The sequence below is a fragment of the Microbacterium arabinogalactanolyticum genome, from assembly GCF_030268005.1.
Classification (GTDB): Bacteria; Actinomycetota; Actinomycetes; order Actinomycetales; family Microbacteriaceae; genus Microbacterium; species Microbacterium arabinogalactanolyticum.
The window spans coordinates 423,673-443,013 of record NZ_BRZC01000004.1 but is presented as its reverse complement, the minus strand read 5'-3'; the positions used below and the strand labels follow the sequence as shown (position 1 = coordinate 443,013).

Below are 19,341 nucleotides of genomic sequence, written 5' to 3'. Positions count from 1 at the left end.
CCGCCGATGACCGAGGACGTCGAAGCGGGGCCGAAGCGGCCCGGACTGAGCAGGCGGGGCCTGCTGGGTCTCGCGGCCGGCGGGGGAGCCGCCGCCCTGGCTCTGGCCGGTGGCGGAGGCTATGCGCTCGCCGCCGCTCAGCGGCGGGAGGAGTCAGCATCCGGAGTGCATGCGTTCTTCGGTACCCACCAGGCCGGCATCACGACCCCGGTGCAGGAGCATCTGCATTTCGCGGCGTTCGACATGATGCCGCGCAGTGACCGCGCCGACCTCATCGAACTGCTGCAGGACTGGTCGTACGCGGCCTCCCGGATGACGCAGGGGCTCGAGGTCAGCGCGACGGGTGCCGTGGGCGGACCGTCGGAGGCGCCTCCGGACGACACCGGGGAGGCGCTGGGGCTTCCGGCGAGCTCCCTGACCGTCACCTTCGGCTTCGGTCCGACGCTCTTCGAGAACGAGGACGGGGATCGCTACGGCATCCGCGACCGTCGGCCCGCGAAGCTGCAGCGGCTCCCGGCATTCCTCGGCGAGGATCTCGATCCGACGCTCTCCGACGGTGACCTGTGTGTGCAGGTCTGCGCCGACGATCCGCAGGTCGCGGTGCACGCGATCCGCAACCTCAGCCGCATCGCGTTCGGGCGCGCCAAGCTGCGCTGGTCGCAGCTCGGCTTCGGCAAGACCTCGCGCACGACGGCGGAGCAGCAGACCCCGCGGAACCTGTTCGGGTTCAAGGACGGCACCGCCAACATCCTCGCCGACGACGCCAAGGCGCTCGACGATCACGTGTGGGTCGCGGAGGGCGACGATCCGGCCTGGCTCGCCGGCGGCTCATACCTCGTCGCGCGCAAGATCTCGATGCTCATCGAGACCTGGGATCGGGTGCGCCTCGGCGAGCAGGAGCGCATCTTCGGACGGGACAAGGGCGAGGGCGCGCCCCTGAGCGGCGGCACCGAGGGGACCGCGCCCGAGCTGCCCGGGCTCGACGCGCACAGCCATGTGCGGCTCGCGCATCCCGACAGCAACGGCGGCACCCGCATCCTGCGCCGCGGCTTCAACTACGTCGGCGGCAACAACAGCCTCGGGCGTCTTGACGCGGGGCTCTTCTTCCTCGCCTACCAGCGCGATCCGGCGCAGTTCATCGGGCTGCAGCGGAAACTGTCCACGGATCTGCTGAATGAGTACATCCGGCACGTCGGCTCCGGCATCTGGGCCGTTCCCGCCGGCGCGCGCTCCGGTTCCTATGTGGGCGAGGCGCTGTTCCGCGACGCGTGACGCCTATCCACGACGCGAGCCGGTGGGATCGCTGCGGTGGTCCGATCCGGATGACAGCGCGGCATCCGTGAACATCCACTTCGGGCGCGGCTCGATCAGCGGACGGAGCACCCTCCGCACCGGCTTCGAGGCCAGCAGGAACGCGATGGCGACAGCGAGCACGGTGATCAGCGGGAGCCAGATCCAGGTGGGGTCGAGCCCGCGCAGCAGACCCGATTCGCGGAACGGGTAGAGCACGAACGAGTGCAGCAGGTAGACGTACATCGTGTACTGCCCGAAGGTGGTCCACCACTGCGCGCGACGGGGGAGCAGCACGAAGAAGCATGCGCTCAGCAGGATCGCCAGCGCCATCAGGCCCAGGCGGATGCCTCCCGCCCACCACTGATCGGCGGAGAGCCCGGAGTACGAGTCGTCGTAGAAGAACCAGAAGCGCAGGTCGACGTCGTCCCAGAACGCCAGCCAGCGCCAGCACACGAAAGCCCACGCGGCGAGCACGGCGACCGCGCAGATCCGCAGCCACCACGGACGGTAGTCGATCAGGCTGAACCGGCGCACGACGTCGCGTTCGCGCAGCCACCAGCCGAGCGTGAAGAAGAACATCAGACCCAGCGTGCGGGAGAGCGAGAAGGTGCTGTCGACATTGCTGAGGTAGCCGACGCCCACGGAGATCGCCAGCGCCCAGGCCAGCGGCCAGCGCAGCAGAGCGAGATAGGGCAGGACCAGGCGGAAGATGCCGAGTGCGAGCAGGAACCACAGGGTCCATGACGGCTGTGTGAGGTTCGGATCCGCGCGTCCCTCGACCAGCCACTTGGTGAGGGTCCACAGTCCCTCGAAGATCACGTAGGGCACCAGGATGTCGGTGATCACGCGAGCCATCTGACGCTTCGTGGGGCTCGCCGACTTGGAGAAGTAACCGGAGATGATCGCGAACGCCGGCATGTGGAACGCGTAGATCCACAGGTAGAACGCGTAGGAGATGTCGGAGTCGTAGATCAGGCGCTGCGTACCGTGCCCGATCACCACCAGCACGACGCACGCGAAGCGGGCGTTGTCCCAGAACGGAACGCGGCGCCGCCCGCGGATCGTCCCCGTCGGCGTCGTCGTGGGCGGATGCTGATCGGCACTGCTCATCCTTCGAGGCTACCCGGGCGGACTTCTCCGGCGCCTGCGGGAATATCCTTGCGCCTGCGCTGTTCCACCAAGTACATTCATTTGAATAGAAACGGATGCCACCGCATCCCGAGTGGAGAATCAACACCATGGACGCTCAGAACAGCACCCAGACAGCCGGTATGCAGTTCGGCATCATGTCGGTCAGCGACATCACGCAGGACCCGACCACGGGCATCACGCCCAGCGAGCGCGAGCGTATCCAGGCGGCGGTGACGATCGCCACGCACGCGGAAGAGGTCGGTCTCGACGTCTTCGCCATCGGCGAGCACCACAACCCGCCCTTCTTCTCCTCCAGCCCCACCACGCTTCTGGCGTACATCGCCGCGCAGACCGAGCGGCTGATCGTCTCGACCTCGACGACGCTGATCACCACGAACGACCCGGTGCGCATCGCCGAGGAGTACGCGATGCTGCAGCACCTCTCCGGCGGCCGCATGGACCTGATGATGGGCCGCGGGAACACCGGGCCGGTGTACCCGTGGTTCGGTCAGGACATCCGTCAGGGCCTGCCGCTCGCGATCGAGAACTACGCCCTGCTGAACGAGCTGTGGACCAAGGACGTCGTGGACTGGGAGGGCAAGTTCCGCACTCCGCTGCAGGGCTTCACCGCCACGCCTCGCCCCCTCGACGGCGTCAAGCCGTTCGTCTGGCACGGCTCCATCCGCACGCCGGAGATCGCCGAGCAGGCCGCCTACTACGGCGACGGCTTCTTCGCGAACAACATCTTCTGGCCGAAGGAGCACTACCAGCGCCTGATCGAGCTGTACCGCCAGCGCTGGAGCCACTACGGTCACGGCGCACCCGAGACCGCGATCGTGGGCCTCGGCGGCCAGGCGTTCATCGCCAAGAACTCGCAGGACGCCGTCAACCGGTTCCGTCCGTACTTCGACAACGCCCCGGTCTACGGCCACGGCCCGTCGATGGAGGACTTCACCGAGATGACGCCGCTGACCGTCGGCTCGCCGCAGCAGGTCATCGACCGCTACGCCGCCATGCGCGACACCTTCGGCGACTACCAGCGCCAGCTGTTCCTCATGGATCACGCGGGCCTGCCGCTGAAGACGGTGCTCGAGCAGATCGACCTGCTCGGCGAGGAGGTCGTGCCCGTGCTGCGCAAGGAGCTGGCGAAGGACCGTCCCGCGACGGTGCCGGATGCTCCGACCCACGCGGCCCGTGTGAAGGCAGTCTACGGCGACGGTCCGGCTCGTGAGGCGCGTCCCGCCGCGAACCGCGGCGACAACCTGACCGCGGGCTCCCCGTACCAGGACGCCCCGGCTCCCGCCGGCGCGGCGTTCGGCCTCTCCCGGAAGGAGGCGTGAGATGAGCGAGCGCCGCATCGCCGTCGTCTCGTCCGGCCTGTCCAACCCGTCCTCGACGCGGATGCTGGCAGATCGACTGGCCGCCGAGACCGCGAGGGCTCTGCGCGAGCGCGACATCGACGTGCAGGTGGACGTGATCGAGCTCCGCGACCTCGCGCACGACATCACGAACAACCTGCTCACCGGCTTCGCGCCGGCACCCCTGGAGGAGGCGATCAACCGGGTCGTGTCGGCGGATGCCGTCATCGCCGTCACGCCGATCTTCTCGACCAGCTACGCGGGCCTGTTCAAGTCGTTCATCGACGTGCTCGACCCCGACGCCCTCACCGGCAAGCCCGTTCTGATCGGCGCGAACGCGGGCACGGCGCGCCACTCGCTCGCCATCGACTATGCGATCCGCCCGCTGTTCACCTACCTGCACGCCGAGCCCGTCTCGACCGGTGTGTTCGCGGCTTCCAGCGACTGGGGTGCGAAAGCCGACGACGTGGCACCGCTCAGTGCCCGTGTGGAGCGCGGCGCGCGCGAGCTCGCCGAGGCGATCGCGCGCAAGGAGCCGGTGACCGACGCCGACCCCTTCGATCCCGACACCTACCTGGGCAAGGGCAAGTCCTTCGGTCACCTGCTCGGAGGCCTCGCCGGGGAGTGAGGCACTGATCGGTCAGCGTGGCGGCCGGAGACTCCAGCGGTACTGGGTCTCCGGCCGTCCGCGCGTGCCGTAGCGCGCCTCCCGCACAGCCACCCCGTCGTCGGCGAGGTGCTCGAGATACCGGCGGGCGGCGACCCGGGACATGCCCAGCGCGTTCGCGGCACCGGTCGCTGACAGCGGACCGGATGCGCGCAGCACGGCGGACACCCGCGCCAGCGTCTCGGCCGCCAGACCCTTGGGAAGGGGGACGGCGGGGCGCACGCGGCCCAGCAGCGCATCGATCTCGGTCTGCGTGGCCTCGCCCTCGGTGGCCAGCGCACGCTGCTTGTACTCCCGATAGGCGCTGAGGCGTTCGCTGAAGACCGCGAACGGGAACGGCTTCACGAGGTACTGGAACACGCCCAGCGCCGCCATCTGCCGCACCGTCTCGGCATCCCGCACACCCGTGATCGCGATGACGTCGATCGCGGCCGCCCGCGTGCGGATGGTGCGCAGCACGTCGACGCCCGAGCCGTCGGGCATGGTGATGTCCAGCAGAGCGAGGTCGAACGCCTGAGCTCCCGGGCGCTCCAGTACCGCCGTCATCGCCGCCCGCGCGCTCGTGCACTCGCCTGCGAGCTCGAACCCGCTCATACGTGCGAGGTAGCTGCGGTGCAGCTCCATGGTGAGCGCATCATCGTCGACCAGCAGCGTCCGGATCATCGGCGGCTCCGGGGCCTGGGGAGCTCGACCAGGAACGTGCTCGGATCGTCCAGGATGCGGACCTCTCCGCCCGCCTCGGCGACGACGGAGCGCACGAGCGCCAGCCCGACGCCGCGGCCTTCCGCCCCGGCCGGCTTGGTGGAGAAGCCCGGCGAGAAGACCTGCTCGCGCAACTCGACCGGCACACCGGTGCCGCTGTCCGACACCGCGATCGCGAGGCCGCCGTCCGCCATCGGGCGCATCCCGACCTCGACCCAGCGGTCGTCGGAGGCGGCCGCCGCGTCGAAGGCGTTGTCGATGAGGTTGCCGATCACGGACACGCTGTCGATGGGCGACAGCCCCGAGGACGGGGCATCCTGCGCGATGTGCAGCCGAAGGTCGACGCCGCGCTCCCTCGCCTGGGACACCTTGCCCAGCAGCAGCGCGCCCACCGCCGGGTCGCCGTGGCGCTGCGCCGTCACCTGGTCCACGAGCGTCTGGCTCTGCCGGGACGTCTCGGTGAGGATCTCGATCGCCTCGTCGGTGCGGCCCAGCTCGAGCAGCGCGACTGCGGTGTGCATGCGGTTCCCGTGCTCGTGGGTCTGCGCTCGCAGCGCTTCCCCGAGTGTGCGGAACGACTCGTACGAGGACACCGCATCGCGGACCTCTCCGGCAGGCAGGTCGCCCGCGATGCGACGGGTGAAGCGACGGGCCGCCATCGATCCGACGGCGCCCAGCAGGACGAGCACGGCGGTGATCGCGACCGTGAGGGGGAGGCGGCGCACCAGCGTCTCCGAGATGGACTCGGTCGTGACGCCCGCGGCCACCCAGCCGACAAGCCGGCCCGCGGTGTCCGTCACGGGCACGATCGTGCGCACCGAGGGCCCCAGCGTGCCGGTGAAGACCTCTGTCAGCTCCCGGCTCTCGGCGGGGATGGTGCCGCGGTAGTGCTTGCCGATCTCGTCGGGGTCGGGATGCGTGACGCGCGTGCCGTCCGGCGTCATGACGGTGATGAAGTCCAGGCCCGCTCGGGAGGTGACCGCCAGTGCGTAGGGCTCGAGGGCTGCGGATGCCGCTTCGCGGTCGCCCTCCAGCGACTCGGCGACGAGGGGCGACACGGCGAGTGTCCTTGCGGTCGCGGCAGTGACGCGCTCCGCCTCGTCGTGCGCGGCGGTCTGCGTCTCGAAGACCAGGAAGGCCGCCACCAGAGCCGCGAGGATCAGCGATGCCGCGATCAGGACCACGAAGACGCGGGACGCGGCGCTGCGTGAGTGGGAGGCCACGGTCTTCATCCACGCCTCCCGTCGTCCGCTGCGCTGCTCGCGACCAATACGACCACAAATGGCACCCCGATGAGAAGTCCGTGACGGTGGAGGAACCGACGGCGAGGACGCCGTCCGGCATGACACGACGACGTTCATGATCGAGGAGGAAACATGGCGATGACAAGCGGATTCGGGTTCCCGAGGCTCCCGCGGCGGCGCGGCAGGAAGTCGTGGGACAAGCACACCTGGCTCTACGTGTCAGTGCTGATCGCGGTGGTGCTCGGCGCGCTCGTCGGGCTGATCTGGCCCGAGGTGGGGCAGAGCTTCGAGGCGCTGGGCAAGGGCTTCGTCGCCCTCATCAAGATGATGATCGCGCCGATCATCTTCTGCACGATCGTGGTGGGGGTCGGCTCCATCGCGAAGGCGGCGACGGTCGGTCGGATCGGCGGGCTCGCGCTGGTCTACTTCATGGTGATGTCGACCTTCGCGCTCGCCATCGGACTCGTGGTCGGGAACATCATCCACCCGGGTTCGGGGCTCGACATGGCCGGCTCCAGCTACGAGGCCGCGTCCACCGAGGCGTCCACCGCGCAGGACTTCGTGCTCGGGATCATCCCCACGACGTTCTTCTCCGCCTTCACCGGCGAGAGCGTGCTGCAGGTGCTGTTCATCGCACTGCTCGCCGGATTCGCCCTGCAGGGCCTCGGTGATCGCGGTGCCCCGATCATGGAGGCGGTGAAGAACCTGCAGCTGCTGGTCTTCCGCATCCTCGGCATGATCCTCTGGCTGGCTCCGGTCGGCGCGTTCGGCGCGATCGCGGCGGTCGTCGGGAAGACCGGTCTGGCGGCGATCTGGAGCCTCGGCATCCTCATGGTCGCGTTCTACATCACCTGCATCGTCTTCATCGTGGTCGTGCTGGGCACCGTGCTGTGGCTGGGCTCCCGGGTGAGCATCTTCAGCCTGATGCGGTACCTGGGCCGTGAGTACCTGCTCATCGTCGGCACCTCATCGTCCGAGTCCGCCCTCCCGCGCCTGATCGCGAAGATGGAGCACGTCGGCGTCTCCAAGCCCGTCGTCGGCATCACCGTGCCCACCGGCTACTCGTTCAACCTGGACGGCACCGCGATCTACCTCACGATGGCCTCGCTGTTCATCGCCACCGGAATGGGGCAGCCGATGTCGATCACGGAGCAGATCGGCCTGCTGGTGTTCATGATCCTCGCCAGCAAGGGTGCGGCGGGCGTCACGGGAGCGGGACTCGCGACGCTGGCTGGTGGTCTGCAGGCGTATCGTCCCGACCTGGTCGACGGCGTCGGCGTGATCGTGGGCATCGACCGCTTCATGTCCGAGGGGCGCGCGCTGACGAACTTCACCGGCAACGCCGTCGCCACGCTGCTGATCGGCACCTGGACGAAGCAGATCGACCGCGATCGCGTGCGCCTCGTGCTCAGCGGCGAGCTGCCGTTCGACGAGTCCTCGTTGGACGGCGTCGACAGCCACGGCGGCGCGAAGGCGCACATCGAGGGTGCACAGGCCGAGAGCGCACAGGTCGGCGCCGCCCAGCGCTGAGCGGCGCCGGATGCCTGGAGACCACCGGGCGGAACGACGCAGGCCCGCGATGCAGCAGCATCGCGGGCCTGCGTCGTACGTGGGTACGGGCTCAGCCGCTCTTCCGGCGGAACTCGCGCTTCATCTGCGGCGCGGGGGTCGCGTGCACGGCGGAATCGCCGTCGAGGTGCGCCTCGCCGCCCTGGTTCTTCGCGTTCTTCCGGTCGAGCGCTTCCTTGAACTTGCGCTTCATCTCCTCGGAGGAGACTGCCTTGTCTTCGCTCATGTCCGTCAGCCTAGCCGGTCGGCATCCGCGGGACGCGAGCGCGACCGCCGCGCCGTGATCAGGTCGATGGCAGCACCCAGGGCGACCGCGAGGACCACGGACACGACCACCGCCACCAGCGGGCCGCCCGGGAGGAGCGCCGCGACAACTGCGCCGACGGCGGCCTGGTAGGCGGCCCAGCCCGTCGCGGCGACGGCGGCGAGACCGAGATAACGAGGCGGGTGGACGCGGGACGCGCCGGCGACGAGATTCACCGCGAGCCGGGCGAAGGGCACGAAGCGCGCCGTGAACAGCACGGTCGCGGTCCCGCTCGACAACCGGCGTCGCGCCCAGTCGAGGGCGGCGCGCACGCGGGGCGTGCGCATCCAGCGCCAGCGCTCCACGCCCGCCGTGCGCCCGACCAGATAGCAGGCGACATCGCCGCACCAGGCGGCGGCCGCGGCCAGCCCGATCACGGCCGGCAGCGGCGGAGACCCCTGCGACATCGCGATCGCGCCGAGCGCGGTGACGGCGATCTCACCGGGGATGACGACCAGGAACGCGTCTCCGACGACGAGAGCGCACATCACCACGAGACCCCAGGGCCCGGTCAGCAGCTGCAGCAGAGGTTCCGGCATCACAGCGGAACTGTCGCTCATCCTGGTGAACGGAAGGAGGCCGGCAGGTGAGGAGATGACCGGCATCCGTGCATCGGGTGAACACTCGGCTCCCGACGCCGATTCCACCCGTTCCGTGCGTCTCGCCCGGGCATCCTGGCCTGGTGAGAGTCGCGATCGTCACCGAGTCCTTCCTCCCGCACATGAACGGCGTGACCGGATCCGTGCTGCAGATCCTGCGCCACCTCGAGCGCACCGGGCATCAGGCGCACGTGATCGCCCCGTCCGCTCCCGACACGCCGCTGCGCTCCGGTGGCGCGCGCGTCGACACCGTGGCATCCGTGCCGCTGCCCGGCTATCGGCATGTGCGGGTGGGAATGACATCGACGGGGCGCGTCGTCGATTCGCTGCGCCGGTTCCAGCCGGACGTCGTCCACCTGGCATCGCCGTTCGCCCTCGGCTGGCGCGGCGTCGTGGCGGCCCAACGGCTCGCCCTGCCCACGGTGGCCGCGTACCAGACCGACGTCGCGGCGTACACGTCGCGCTACGGGGTGGCGCTGACCACCTCCCTCGCCGAGAGTCATCTCGCACGGCTGCACCGCCGCGCCACTCTGACCCTGGCGCCCTCGAGCGAGTCTGAGGCGCAGCTCAGCGGGCTCGGAGTGGACAGGGTGCGCCGGTGGGGCAGGGGAGTGGATGCCGAGCGCTTCCACCCCGATGCCGGAGACGAGCAGTGGGAGCATCGCAGCCCCGGCCTGGTGACGGTGGGCTACGTGGGCCGTCTCGCGCCGGAGAAGCAGGTGGAGGACCTGCATGCGCTGCGCGGCATTCCGGGCATCCGCCTGGTGATCGTCGGCGACGGGCCGTCCCGTGCCCGCCTGGAGTCCCTGCTCCCGGATGCCCTGTTCCTCGGCCACCTCTCCGGCACCGAGCTCGCCCGGGCGATGGCATCCTTCGACATCTTCGTGCACCCCGGAGAGAGCGAGACCTTCGGGCAGACCCTGCAGGAGGCGCACGCCAGCGGCGTCCCGGTGATCGCCACCGGGCGCGGCGGTCCACTGGATCTGGTGCGCATGGGCATCGACGGCTGGCTGTACCGGCCCGGGGACCTGGACGATCTGCGGATGCGGGTGCGCGATCTCGCGGGAGACGAGCGCAAGCGCCGCGCGTTCGGCCGGGCCGGGCGCGAGGCCGTGGAGGGCCGCAGCTGGACGGCTGTCTGCGATCAGCTCGTGGAGAGATTCGAGGAGGCGCAGCGGCTGCACGCGCTGGATCGCACGCTGCGCGTTCCCCGGACGCGGCGACCGGAGCCCGCCGAACCGCAGCGGGGGAGGCGCTGGCAGCGCTTCGTCGCCCTCGGCGACTCGCTCACCGAGGGCCTCGGCGACCCGGGGGAGGACGGCATCGAGCGCGGGTGGGCCGATCGGCTGGCGCTGCTGCTCGCCGCTCGCGGCGGACTGCACTACGCGAACCTCGCCGTGCGCTCACGACGGGTCTCGGACGTCTGCGGCCCGCAACTGCGGCGCGCTCTCGAACTGCGGCCTGACCTCGCCTCGGTGTTCGTCGGGTCGAACGACCTGGTGCGGGTCCGCGCCGACGTCTCCGCGCTCGCCGCGCGCGTGGAGGAGACCGTCACGCAGCTGCGCGCCGCCGGAGCCGACGTCGTCCTGGTTACGCCGATGCTGCCGCGCCGCGCGGCCTCCGCCGTCTACGCCCGCCGCTTCGCCGCATACGCCAGCGCGCTCGCCGCGGTCGCGCAGCGCACCGGCGCGATCCTGATCGACGCGGACCTGCATCCGATGCTCGGAGGTCGCCCGAACTGGGCCGAGGACCTCGTGCACCTCTCCAGCCGAGGCCACCGCTTCCTCGCCTATCGGGTGGGCGAGGCGCTGGGCGTGCCGCATGCCGAGGCCCTGGGCATGCTGGACGAGTCCCTGCACGACCACGAGCACATCCCGCGCCGCACGTGGTGGCGACGGCACGCGCTGCCCTGGGTCTGGCGGCGGCTGCACGGACGCACGGCGGGAGACGGCCGCGTGGCCAAGCACGACGACTGGGTGTACATAGCGCGCAACGACGCCCGCGTGCGCGAACACGCCGGTTGAGATCGCACTGGTAGGCTTGTGGAGGATGCCTGTGGCATCCGTCAAACTGCATATCGACTTAGTACGGAGCGGTCGGCTGAGAAGCTGGTCCCCTGTGGTGGGTTCCTCGTCGCACACGGCGCCGGGTGATCTTCTACTGGTGGCCAGCGCAGGCGAGATTCGCGGGAATGCCCGCGCGCTTATATCTGCCCGCATCCGCTCCTTCGCGAGAACTCGCGCGTCATACGGACGCGCGAGCCTAAACAAAGAAGGAGAGACCTCTTGGAAGGTCCTGAAATCACTGCCACCGAGGCCGTTCTCGACAACGGTCGCTTCGGCACCCGCACCGTCCGGTTCGAGACCGGACGCCTCGCCCAGCAGGCGCAGGGCTCCGTCGCCGCGTACCTCGACGACGAGACCATGCTCCTGTCGGCCACCAGCGCAGGCAAGCACCCGCGCGAAGGCTTCGACTTCTTCCCGCTGACCGTCGACGTCGAGGAGCGCTCGTACGCCGCCGGAAAGATCCCCGGCTCGTTCTTCCGTCGCGAGGGCCGTCCCTCCACCGAGGCGATCCTGGTCTGCCGCCTGATCGACCGCCCGCTGCGCCCGTCGTTCGTCGACGGCCTGCGCAACGAGGTCCAGATCGTCATCACCGTGCTGTCGATCGCCCCGGGCGAGTTCTACGACGCGCTGGCCATCAACGCGGCATCCGCGTCGACCCAGATCTCCGGTCTTCCGTTCTCCGGTCCGATCGCGGGTGTGCGCCTGGCGTTCATCCCCGGTCACGGCGAGCACGCCGACCAGTGGGTCGCCTTCCCGAACGCCGCTCAGGTCGAGGAGGCCGTCTTCGACCTCGTCGTCGCCGGTCGCGTCGTCACCAAGGCGGACGGCTCCGAGGACGTCGCGATCATGATGGTCGAGGCCGAGGCCACCGAGAACAGCTGGAACCTGATCAAGGCCGGCGCCACCAAGCCCAGCGAGGACATCGTCGCGCAGGGTCTCGAGGCCGCCAAGCCGTTCATCGCCCAGCTGGTCAAGGCGCAGGCCGAGCTCGCCTCGCACGCCTCCAAGGAGCCGGGCGTCTACCCCGTCTTCCTGCCGTACTCGGAGGAAACCTTCGCGTTCGTCAACGAGCGCGCGCACGACGAGCTGGTGGGCGTCTACCAGATCGCCGACAAGATCGAGCGTCAGAACGCCGACGACGCGATCAAGGACCGCGTCAAGGGCGAGCTCGCCGCGGCCGTCGAGGCGGGCACTCTCCCCGAGTCGGCACTGGCCGAGTTCTCCGGCGCCTACAAGTCGGTCACCAAGAAGATCGTCCGCGGCCGCATCCTCACCGAGGGCGTGCGCATCGACGGTCGTGGCCTGGCCGACATCCGTCCGCTGGACGCCGAGGTGCAGGTCATCCCGCGCGTGCACGGCTCGGCCATCTTCCAGCGCGGTGAGACCCAGATCCTGGGCGTCACCACGCTGAACATGCTCAAGATGGAGCAGCAGATCGACTCGCTGTCGCCCACCACGAGCAAGCGCTACATGCACCACTACAACTTCCCGCCCTACTCCACCGGTGAGACCGGTCGCGTCGGGTCGCCGAAGCGTCGCGAGATCGGGCACGGCTTCCTGGCCGAGCGCGCCCTCGTCCCGGTGCTGCCCTCCCGCGAGGAGTTCCCGTACGCGATCCGTCAGGTCTCCGAGGCCCTCGGATCCAACGGCTCCACCTCGATGGGCTCCGTCTGCGCCTCGACCCTGTCGCTGCTGAACGCCGGTGTGCCGCTGCGCGCACCTGTGGCCGGCATCGCGATGGGCCTGGTCTCCGACCAGGTCGACGGTGAGACCCGCTACGCGGCCCTCACCGACATCCTGGGCGCCGAGGACGCGCTCGGCGACATGGACTTCAAGGTCGCCGGCACCAGCGAGTTCGTCACCGCGATCCAGCTGGACACCAAGCTCGACGGCATCCCGTCGTCGGTGCTGGCCGGCGCGCTGACTCAGGCCCGCGACGCGCGTCTGACCATCCTGAACGTGCTCAACGCCGCGATCGACGCTCCCGACGAGATGGCGCCCACCGCGCCGCGCGTCATCAGCGTGCAGATCCCGGTCGACAAGATCGGTGAGCTGATCGGCCCGAAGGGCAAGACGATCAACGCGATCCAGGACGAGACCGGCGCGCAGATCTCCATCGAGGAGGACGGCACCGTCTACATCGGCGCCGTCGACGGTCCGTCGGCCGAGGCCGCCCGCGCCCAGGTCAACGCGATCGCCAATCCCACCAACCCCGAGGTCGGCGAGCAGTTCCTCGGCACCGTCGTGAAGATCGCCAGCTTCGGCGCCTTCATCTCGCTGCTGCCCGGCAAGGACGGCCTGCTGCACGTCACCGAGGTGCGCAAGCTCGCCGGTGGCAAGCGCGTCGAGAACGTCGACGACGTCCTCTCGGTCGGCCAGAAGATCCTCGTCAAGATCACGAAGATCGACGACCGCGGCAAGCTGTCTCTCGAGCCCGTGCTCGATGACGCGCCCGCCGAGGGCGAGAAGGTCGAGGAGCCCGCTGAGGCGTGATCCCGTCGGATGCCGGTGAGCCGGCATCCCTGAGCAGGGCCCGGAGCAGTGCATGAGCACGGCGCCGGGCCCTGTGTCGTATCCGATGTGACCGGATCGTTACGAGAACTTCTCGTCACCGCTGTCGCAGTGTTCATCGCCGCGGAGATCCTCGCTTACCCTCGAAGTACGCACCCCGGGGCGGGTTGCGGATCTCGCGGGGGTGAGAGATGAGGATCTTCGGAGTCGGCACGGCCGATCAGCGGTCGCGCCCGGACGAGGCCCTCGACGAGCATCCCTCCGCCCCGATCCCCGTCGTCGGCCCCGGCGTCGGCGAGAACATCCGGGTGCCACTGGGGGAGACCGGCTTCTCGATCTTCCCGCTCATGCTGGGCGCCGCGGAGTTCGGATGGAACGTCGACCTGTCCACCAGCCACGCGCTGCTGAACCGCTACATCGAGTTCGGGGGCAACGCGATCCACACCGCCGACGGCTTCTCCGGCGGACGCAGCGAGCACATCATCGGCCAGTGGATGCGCTCGCGCGCGGACCGCGACGGGCTCGTGCTGAGCGTGCGGATCGGAGCGCACGCCGACAACCCCGGGCTGGGGTCGGTGAACCTCGTGCGCGCCGTCGAGGGGTCGCTCACGCGGCTCGGCGTCGAGCGGATCGACGTGCTGTATCTGGACGCGTCGCTGGACGAGACCACGAACCTCGAGGACACCCTGGCAACGACCGAATGGCTGCGGGACGCCGGCAAGATCGCGTCCGTCGGCGCATTCAGCTTCGCGCCCGAGCGCCTGGTCGAGGCGCGCATCCTGGCCTCCGCCGGGTATCCCCGTCTCGACGTGCTGGACGAACCGTACAACCTGGTGCGCCGCACCGCCTTCGAGGGCGATCTGCGACTGGTGGCCGCCGCCCAGGGGCTGGCGGTCACCCCTTCGCACGCACTGGAGCACGGGTTCCTGTCGGGACAGCACCGCAGCAAGTCCGCCATGAGCGGGGTGCGAGGGCAGCAGTTGCGCAGTCAGCTGAACCGCCGCGGCATCCGCGTGCTCCGGGCGCTGGACGTGATCGCCGCCGAGCTCTCCGTACCTGTCGCGGCGGTGTCGATCGCCTGGCTGCTGGCCCAGCGGACGGTGGTGGCACCGATCGTCAATGCGTTCGCGACCGCGCATGTCGACGAGCTCATGCAGGGCGCGGGCATCACGCTCTCGCGTGCGCAGATCGCCGAACTCACCCGGGCGGGCGCCTGATCCGGCTTCGCCGGTGCGGGTGTCCGTCGGGCGGCTAAGCTGGAGAAGCCGCGATGCGGCGGCACGAAGCGAGCAGGGTTGTGACGCACTACATATATCTGGTCAGACACGGTGAACATCAGGATGCCGAGCACGGCATCGATGACGGACCCCTCTCGCCGCGAGGACAACGACAGGCCGAGCTCATCGCCGACCGTCTCTCGGGCCTCCCGCTGGACGCCGTCTGGCACTCCCCGCTGCTGCGTGCCACGGAGACCGCGCGCGCGATCGCGGAGCGGCTGCCCTCGGTCGACCCCGTGCCTTCGGCACTGCTGTTCGACTGCGTTCCGACCGGCATGACGGAGGACACCCCTGCGGCCTACGAGTCCTTCTTCGGGTCGGTCAGCGAGGCCGAGATCGAGGCCGGCTCGGCGCAGATGTCGGACGCGGTGGGCGAGTTCCTCCGTCGCCGCAACGGCGAGGTGCACGAGGTGCTCATCACGCACAACTTCGTGATCTCGTGGTTCGTCCGCGAGGTGCTGGGTGCGCCGGACTGGCGCTGGATGACGCTGAATCAGGCGCACTGCGGGCTGAGCGTGATCGCTCAGAAGCAGGGCCGGCCGTGGACGCTGATCAGTCACAACGATCTCGGCCATCTGCCGATGGAGCTGCGCACGGGTCTTCCCGATGTCCCCTCGGTCTGACGGGCGCCTGTCACGGGTCGGAGACGCTCGCGCGGCGAATCTAGACTGGTGACATGACCACTCAGGTTGCCCTCGTCGGCGGATCAGGCAAGCTCGGCCGCATCATCCACGCGGTGATCGACGAGCTCGACGGCTTCGAGGTGCGCAATGTCCTCGGTTCCGCGAGCGATCTCAGCGAGCTCGACGGTGCCGACCTCGTCGTCGACGCGTCCACCCCGGCCGTGAGCATCGAGGTGGTCCGCGCGGCGATCGAGCGCGGGATCAGCATCCTCGTCGGCACCTCCGGCTGGTCTCAGGAGCGCATCTCCCTGGTGCGTCCGCTGCAGGCCTCCGCCGGGACGGGTGTGGTCTACATTCCCAACTTCTCGCTGGGCTCTGCGCTGGGCACGGCGCTGGCGGCCGCCGCCGCGCCGTTCTTCCCCTTCGCCGAGATCGTAGAAGCCCATCGCGACTCCAAGATCGACTCTCCCAGCGGCACCGCGGTGCGTACCGCGGAGCAGATGGCCGAAGCGCGTGAGGAGCAGGGACCGTTCGCCGCCCCGCACGTCGACCAGCGCGCCCGGGGGCAGCAGGTCGCGGGCATCCCGGTGCACTCCCTGCGTCGGCCGGGCGTGATCGCCAGGCAGGAGGCGATCCTGTCCGGCGCAGGGGAGTCCCTGACGATCGTGCACGACACGGTGGACTCCGCAGCCGCCTACGCACCCGGCATCCGGCTGGCGGTGCCGTTCGCGCGCGACAACCGCGACCTCGTGATCGGACTCGAGAACATCATCGACCTCGGCCTGCGCCCGAAGGCATGACCTTCCCCGTCGGCGTGCTCGGCCCGGTGCAGGTGGCCGGCCACGACGCGGGCGGCGCGGCGATGAGAGCGCTGCTCGCCGCGCTCGCGCTGACCGGCAGCGGCACGGTCCGCTCCGTCGTGGCTCTCGCCGACGACATCTGGGGCGAGGACCAGCCGCAGAATCCGAAGGCCGCCCTGCAGACGCTGGTCTCCAGGGCACGCGCGGCAGGCGGCTCGGCACTCGTACGCAGCGCTCCGGGCGGCTACGCCCTGGGCGCCGAAGATACGGACCTGCAGCGAGCGCGGGAGATCGTCCTGGAGGCGACGAGCCGGTCTGATCGGGATCCCGGGCGGATCGAGCTGCTCGAGTCCGCGGTCGCGCTGTGGCGCGGCGAGCCGGGCCTCGATCTCGGTGACGCACCCGTGGCCGGAGAGCTCTCCCGCACCGCGAGCGCGCTGCTCGACACGATCCGCTCCGGTCTCGCCGCCGCCTACTCCGACGACGGTCGAGACGCCGATGCCATCTCGCTGCTGGCTGCCCTGGCGGGCGAGCGCCCACTCGACGACAGCGTCCACGTGGCGCTGATGGAGTCGCTGGCGCGCGCCGGCCGCGCGCCCGAGGCTCTCTCGGTCTTCGCCGACCTGCGCGCTCGACTGCGGGACGAGCTCGGTGCGTCGCCGTCCCCCGCCGCAGTCGAGCTCAACGCGCGGCTGCTGCAGACCTCGGATCAGGTCGGGGCGCGGGTGCGCATCGGCGTCCAGGCCGCTCCGAACGAGCTCATCGGCCGTGATGACGTGCTGCGCGAGGCGAAAGCACTGCTCGCGCGGACGCGGCTTCTGACGATCCTCGGCGCCGGCGGCCTGGGCAAGACGCGGCTGGCGCAGGCGATCGCCCTCGACGCCGATGCGCCCGCGGTCGTCGTCGTCCCCCTCGCCGGCGTCCGGGAGGACACCGGGGTGCCGATCGCGGTCGCCGCCGTACTCGGGATCAGCGAGATCACGGCCGGCCGGCGGATGAACGAGACGGTGCCGAGACCCGACCTGATGGCGCGCGTGACGGCGATGCTGGGGGAGCGGCGCACGCTCCTGGTGCTGGACAACTGCGAGCAGGTCATCGACGGTGCCGCGCAGTGCGCAGCCGAGCTGCTGGCGGCCGTGCCGACGCTGCGGATCGTCACGACGAGCCGCACGCCGCTGGCGGTCGCCGCCGAGCAGGTGCTGCCGCTCGATCCGCTGACGATCGACGCCGATCCCGCGGCTCCTGCCGTCCGGCTCTTCATGGAGAGGGCGCACGCCGCCCGTCCCGGTGCGACCCTCGACCTCGAGATCGTCGCGCGGCTGTGCCGCCACCTCGACGGGCTGCCGCTGGCGCTCGAGCTCGCCGCCGCACGCGTGCGCACGATGACGCCCGAGCAGATCGAGTCGCGGCTCGAGAACCGATTCGCGCTGCTGACGACCGGCGACAGATCCGCGCCGGAGCGGCACCGCACCCTGCAGGCGGTGATCGAGTGGAGCTGGGACCTGCTGGCGCCCGAGGCGCAGCGCGCGCTCGCTCTGCTCTCGGTGTTGCCGGGCGGATTCTCCGCATCGATCGCCGAGGCGGTGCTCCGCGATGCGCAGGGAGATGACGTGCTCGACATGCTGGTCTCGCACTCCCTCCTCGGTGTGATCGAGAGCGCCGCGGGCGCGGAGGTGCGCTTCCGGATGCTCGAGACCGTGCGCGAGTTCGGTCAGCAGCGACTGCAGGACGCCGGAAGCGAGGGGACGGCCTGGGAGGCCGTGATCGACTGGGCGACCGCGTTCGCCCGTGAGCAGGGCGAGGGAGGGCGGCTGTTCCCCGCGGGCCTCACCGCTGCGCAGCATCTGGCCGTCGTCCGGGAGCACGACAACCTCGTCCACATCCTGCGGCATCTGCTGACGGAGCGCCGCGATGCCGACGCCGTGCTGCTCTTCGCCGTACTCGGCCAGTCCTGGTTCATCCGGGGCTCCTTCACGGAGTTCATCGGATATGCGCCGCGCATGATCGATGCGGCCGCCTCGTCCGATCCTGACCGGATCCTCGCGGACAGGATCGTCATCACGCTGGCGATGGGCGTGCTCGGATGCCTGATCAGCGGCGATCCCCGGGCGACCAGAGGCCTGGCACTGCTGCGGCTGCACAAGGCGCGTGCCGGAGAGCATCTCGCCCCCGCCTGGCAGCTGCTGACCGAGGCGCTCGACGCCGCGGCGCGCGGAGAGACCTCGAGCGCGGCGGGGATCCGTGCGGGGCAGACCGACCCGCGTGCGCAGCTCGCCGCGGACATCCTCGTGTCCCAGGCCGAGGAGAACGACGGTGAGGCGGAGTCCGCGATGAACGCGGCCCGCAGCGCCTGGGCGCGGGCCCGGAGGATCGGCGAGCGGTGGGCCGAGGGCATGGCCGCCGATCTCGCCGCCCAGCTGGCCGCGCAGACCGGGGACGCCGAGGAGGCGCTGGTCTGGCTGGACCGCGCCGCCGAGGTCTTCCGGGAGTACGACGCGCAGGATCAGCTGAGCCAGCAGGACTGGGTCCGCGGCGGCGCGCTGCTGCGCCTGGGGCGCACCGGCGAGGCTCGCCCCCTGTTCCAGCGACTCGTCGACGAGGGCGGTCTCAGCCAGGAGGGCCTGGAGCTCACCTCCATCGGCCGGTACGGGCTCGCCGAGGCGGATCTTCTGGACGGCGATGCCGCTGCGGCATCCGCGTCGTTCACGGCAGCGATGCGGGCCTTCGCCGAACCGGCCACGCGACGCTCGCCCTGGTACCTCATGGCGATGTCGGGCTATCTGTCGGCGGCGGTCCGGTCGCTGCGCCTGAGCGCCGAGGAGTGCGCCGTCTGGGAGCGGAGGCTGCGCACCCGGACGATCGCCGCCTGCAGGCAGCGCCGCGAAGGGGTGGACCGACCCGTTCTGGGCACCGCGCTGCTGGGCTGGTCGGCGTGGGCGCTCCGCAGCCCCGGCGACGTCGAGCGCGCGGTCGAGGCCGTCGCGCTGTCCGAGATCCTCGGCGGCAGGCAGAACATGCCGACGCTCGACCTCGCGGCGCATCTGGCGGATGCCGAGCGCGTGGCCGGTCCGGCGACCGTCGCACGAGTGCGTGCGGAGATCGCCGCGCTGCCCGCGGGGCGGCGGGTCGAGCGCGGCCTGGCGGTGCTCGCGGGGCGCTGATCGCGCCGCGCCGGACGGCACGCGGGACCGTGGACG

General features: G+C 70.4%; 15 protein-coding genes. 10 read left to right on the top strand and 5 right to left on the bottom strand.

The window, feature by feature from the left end; all coding sequences use genetic code 11:
* Window positions 1-6 precede the first annotated feature (6 nt).
* A complete protein-coding gene (gene efeB, locus MIAR_RS06615) occupies window positions 7-1,272 on the top strand; it encodes an iron uptake transporter deferrochelatase/peroxidase subunit (protein ID WP_285633095.1) in 1,266 nt (421 codons plus the stop codon).
* 3 nt (window positions 1,273-1,275) lie between these two features.
* Here the strand turns inward: efeB and MIAR_RS06610 are convergent, their stop codons facing one another.
* On the bottom strand, window positions 1,276-2,403 hold the full coding sequence (locus tag MIAR_RS06610) for an acyltransferase family protein (RefSeq protein ID WP_285633092.1): 1,128 nt from the start codon (window positions 2,401-2,403) through the stop codon (window positions 1,276-1,278).
* Between the two features lie 161 nt (window positions 2,404-2,564).
* On the opposite strand from MIAR_RS06610, the gene MIAR_RS06605 reads away from it, so the two are divergent.
* Together MIAR_RS06605 and MIAR_RS06600 are read left to right on the top strand one after the other, a co-directional pair.
* Complete coding sequence (locus MIAR_RS06605; protein WP_285635662.1) at window positions 2,565-3,764, top strand: LLM class flavin-dependent oxidoreductase; 1,200 nt, start codon at window positions 2,565-2,567, stop codon at window positions 3,762-3,764.
* A gap of 1 nt (window position 3,765) precedes the next feature.
* Window positions 3,766-4,410, top strand: coding sequence for an FMN reductase (locus MIAR_RS06600; protein ID WP_285633088.1), 645 nt, complete (start codon window positions 3,766-3,768; stop codon window positions 4,408-4,410).
* 12 nt (window positions 4,411-4,422) lie between these two features.
* Here MIAR_RS06600 and MIAR_RS06595 read toward each other — a convergent pair whose 3' ends face one another.
* Window positions 4,423-5,112, bottom strand: a complete 690-nt coding sequence (locus MIAR_RS06595) for a response regulator (RefSeq protein ID WP_285633086.1) — start codon at window positions 5,110-5,112, stop codon at window positions 4,423-4,425.
* Window positions 5,109-6,383 carry a sensor histidine kinase gene (locus MIAR_RS06590; RefSeq protein WP_285633083.1) on the bottom strand — a complete coding sequence of 425 codons (1,275 nt, stop codon included), beginning with the start codon at window positions 6,381-6,383 and terminating at the stop codon, window positions 5,109-5,111. Before MIAR_RS06590 ends, MIAR_RS06595 begins: the two co-directional genes overlap by 4 nt.
* A gap of 144 nt (window positions 6,384-6,527) precedes the next feature.
* On the opposite strand from MIAR_RS06590, the gene MIAR_RS06585 reads away from it, so the two are divergent.
* A complete protein-coding gene (locus MIAR_RS06585) occupies window positions 6,528-7,925 on the top strand; it encodes a cation:dicarboxylate symporter family transporter (protein WP_285633080.1) in 1,398 nt (465 codons plus the stop codon).
* Between the two features lie 91 nt (window positions 7,926-8,016).
* Here MIAR_RS06585 and MIAR_RS06580 read toward each other — a convergent pair whose 3' ends face one another.
* Both MIAR_RS06580 and MIAR_RS06575 read right to left on the bottom strand, forming a co-directional pair.
* Entirely contained in the window at window positions 8,017-8,190 is a 174-nt protein-coding gene (locus tag MIAR_RS06580) for a DUF5302 domain-containing protein (protein WP_285633077.1), read from the bottom strand.
* Between the two features lie 5 nt (window positions 8,191-8,195).
* Window positions 8,196-8,807: a DedA family protein gene (locus MIAR_RS06575; RefSeq protein ID WP_285635659.1), complete on the bottom strand. Its 612-nt coding sequence runs from the start codon at window positions 8,805-8,807 to the stop codon at window positions 8,196-8,198.
* 143 nt (window positions 8,808-8,950) lie between these two features.
* On the opposite strand from MIAR_RS06575, the gene MIAR_RS06570 reads away from it, so the two are divergent.
* The 6 genes from MIAR_RS06570 (at window position 8,951) to MIAR_RS06545 (ending at window position 19,305) form a co-directional block, all read left to right on the top strand.
* A complete protein-coding gene (locus MIAR_RS06570) occupies window positions 8,951-10,891 on the top strand; it encodes a GDSL-type esterase/lipase family protein (RefSeq protein WP_285633074.1) in 1,941 nt (646 codons plus the stop codon).
* A gap of 261 nt (window positions 10,892-11,152) precedes the next feature.
* Window positions 11,153-13,426, top strand: a complete 2,274-nt coding sequence (locus MIAR_RS06565; RefSeq protein WP_285633071.1) for a polyribonucleotide nucleotidyltransferase — start codon at window positions 11,153-11,155, stop codon at window positions 13,424-13,426.
* A gap of 209 nt (window positions 13,427-13,635) precedes the next feature.
* On the top strand, window positions 13,636-14,661 hold the full coding sequence (locus tag MIAR_RS06560) for an aldo/keto reductase (RefSeq protein ID WP_285633068.1): 1,026 nt from the start codon (window positions 13,636-13,638) through the stop codon (window positions 14,659-14,661).
* 80 nt (window positions 14,662-14,741) lie between these two features.
* Window positions 14,742-15,344: a histidine phosphatase family protein gene (locus MIAR_RS06555; protein WP_285633065.1), complete on the top strand. Its 603-nt coding sequence runs from the start codon at window positions 14,742-14,744 to the stop codon at window positions 15,342-15,344.
* Window positions 15,345-15,397: 53 nt separating this feature from the next.
* Complete coding sequence (dapB, locus tag MIAR_RS06550; protein ID WP_285633062.1) at window positions 15,398-16,144, top strand: 4-hydroxy-tetrahydrodipicolinate reductase; 747 nt, start codon at window positions 15,398-15,400, stop codon at window positions 16,142-16,144.
* Window positions 16,141-19,305, top strand: coding sequence for an ATP-binding protein (locus tag MIAR_RS06545; RefSeq protein ID WP_285633060.1), 3,165 nt, complete (start codon window positions 16,141-16,143; stop codon window positions 19,303-19,305). Before dapB ends, MIAR_RS06545 begins: the two co-directional genes overlap by 4 nt.
* Window positions 19,306-19,341 lie beyond the last annotated feature (36 nt).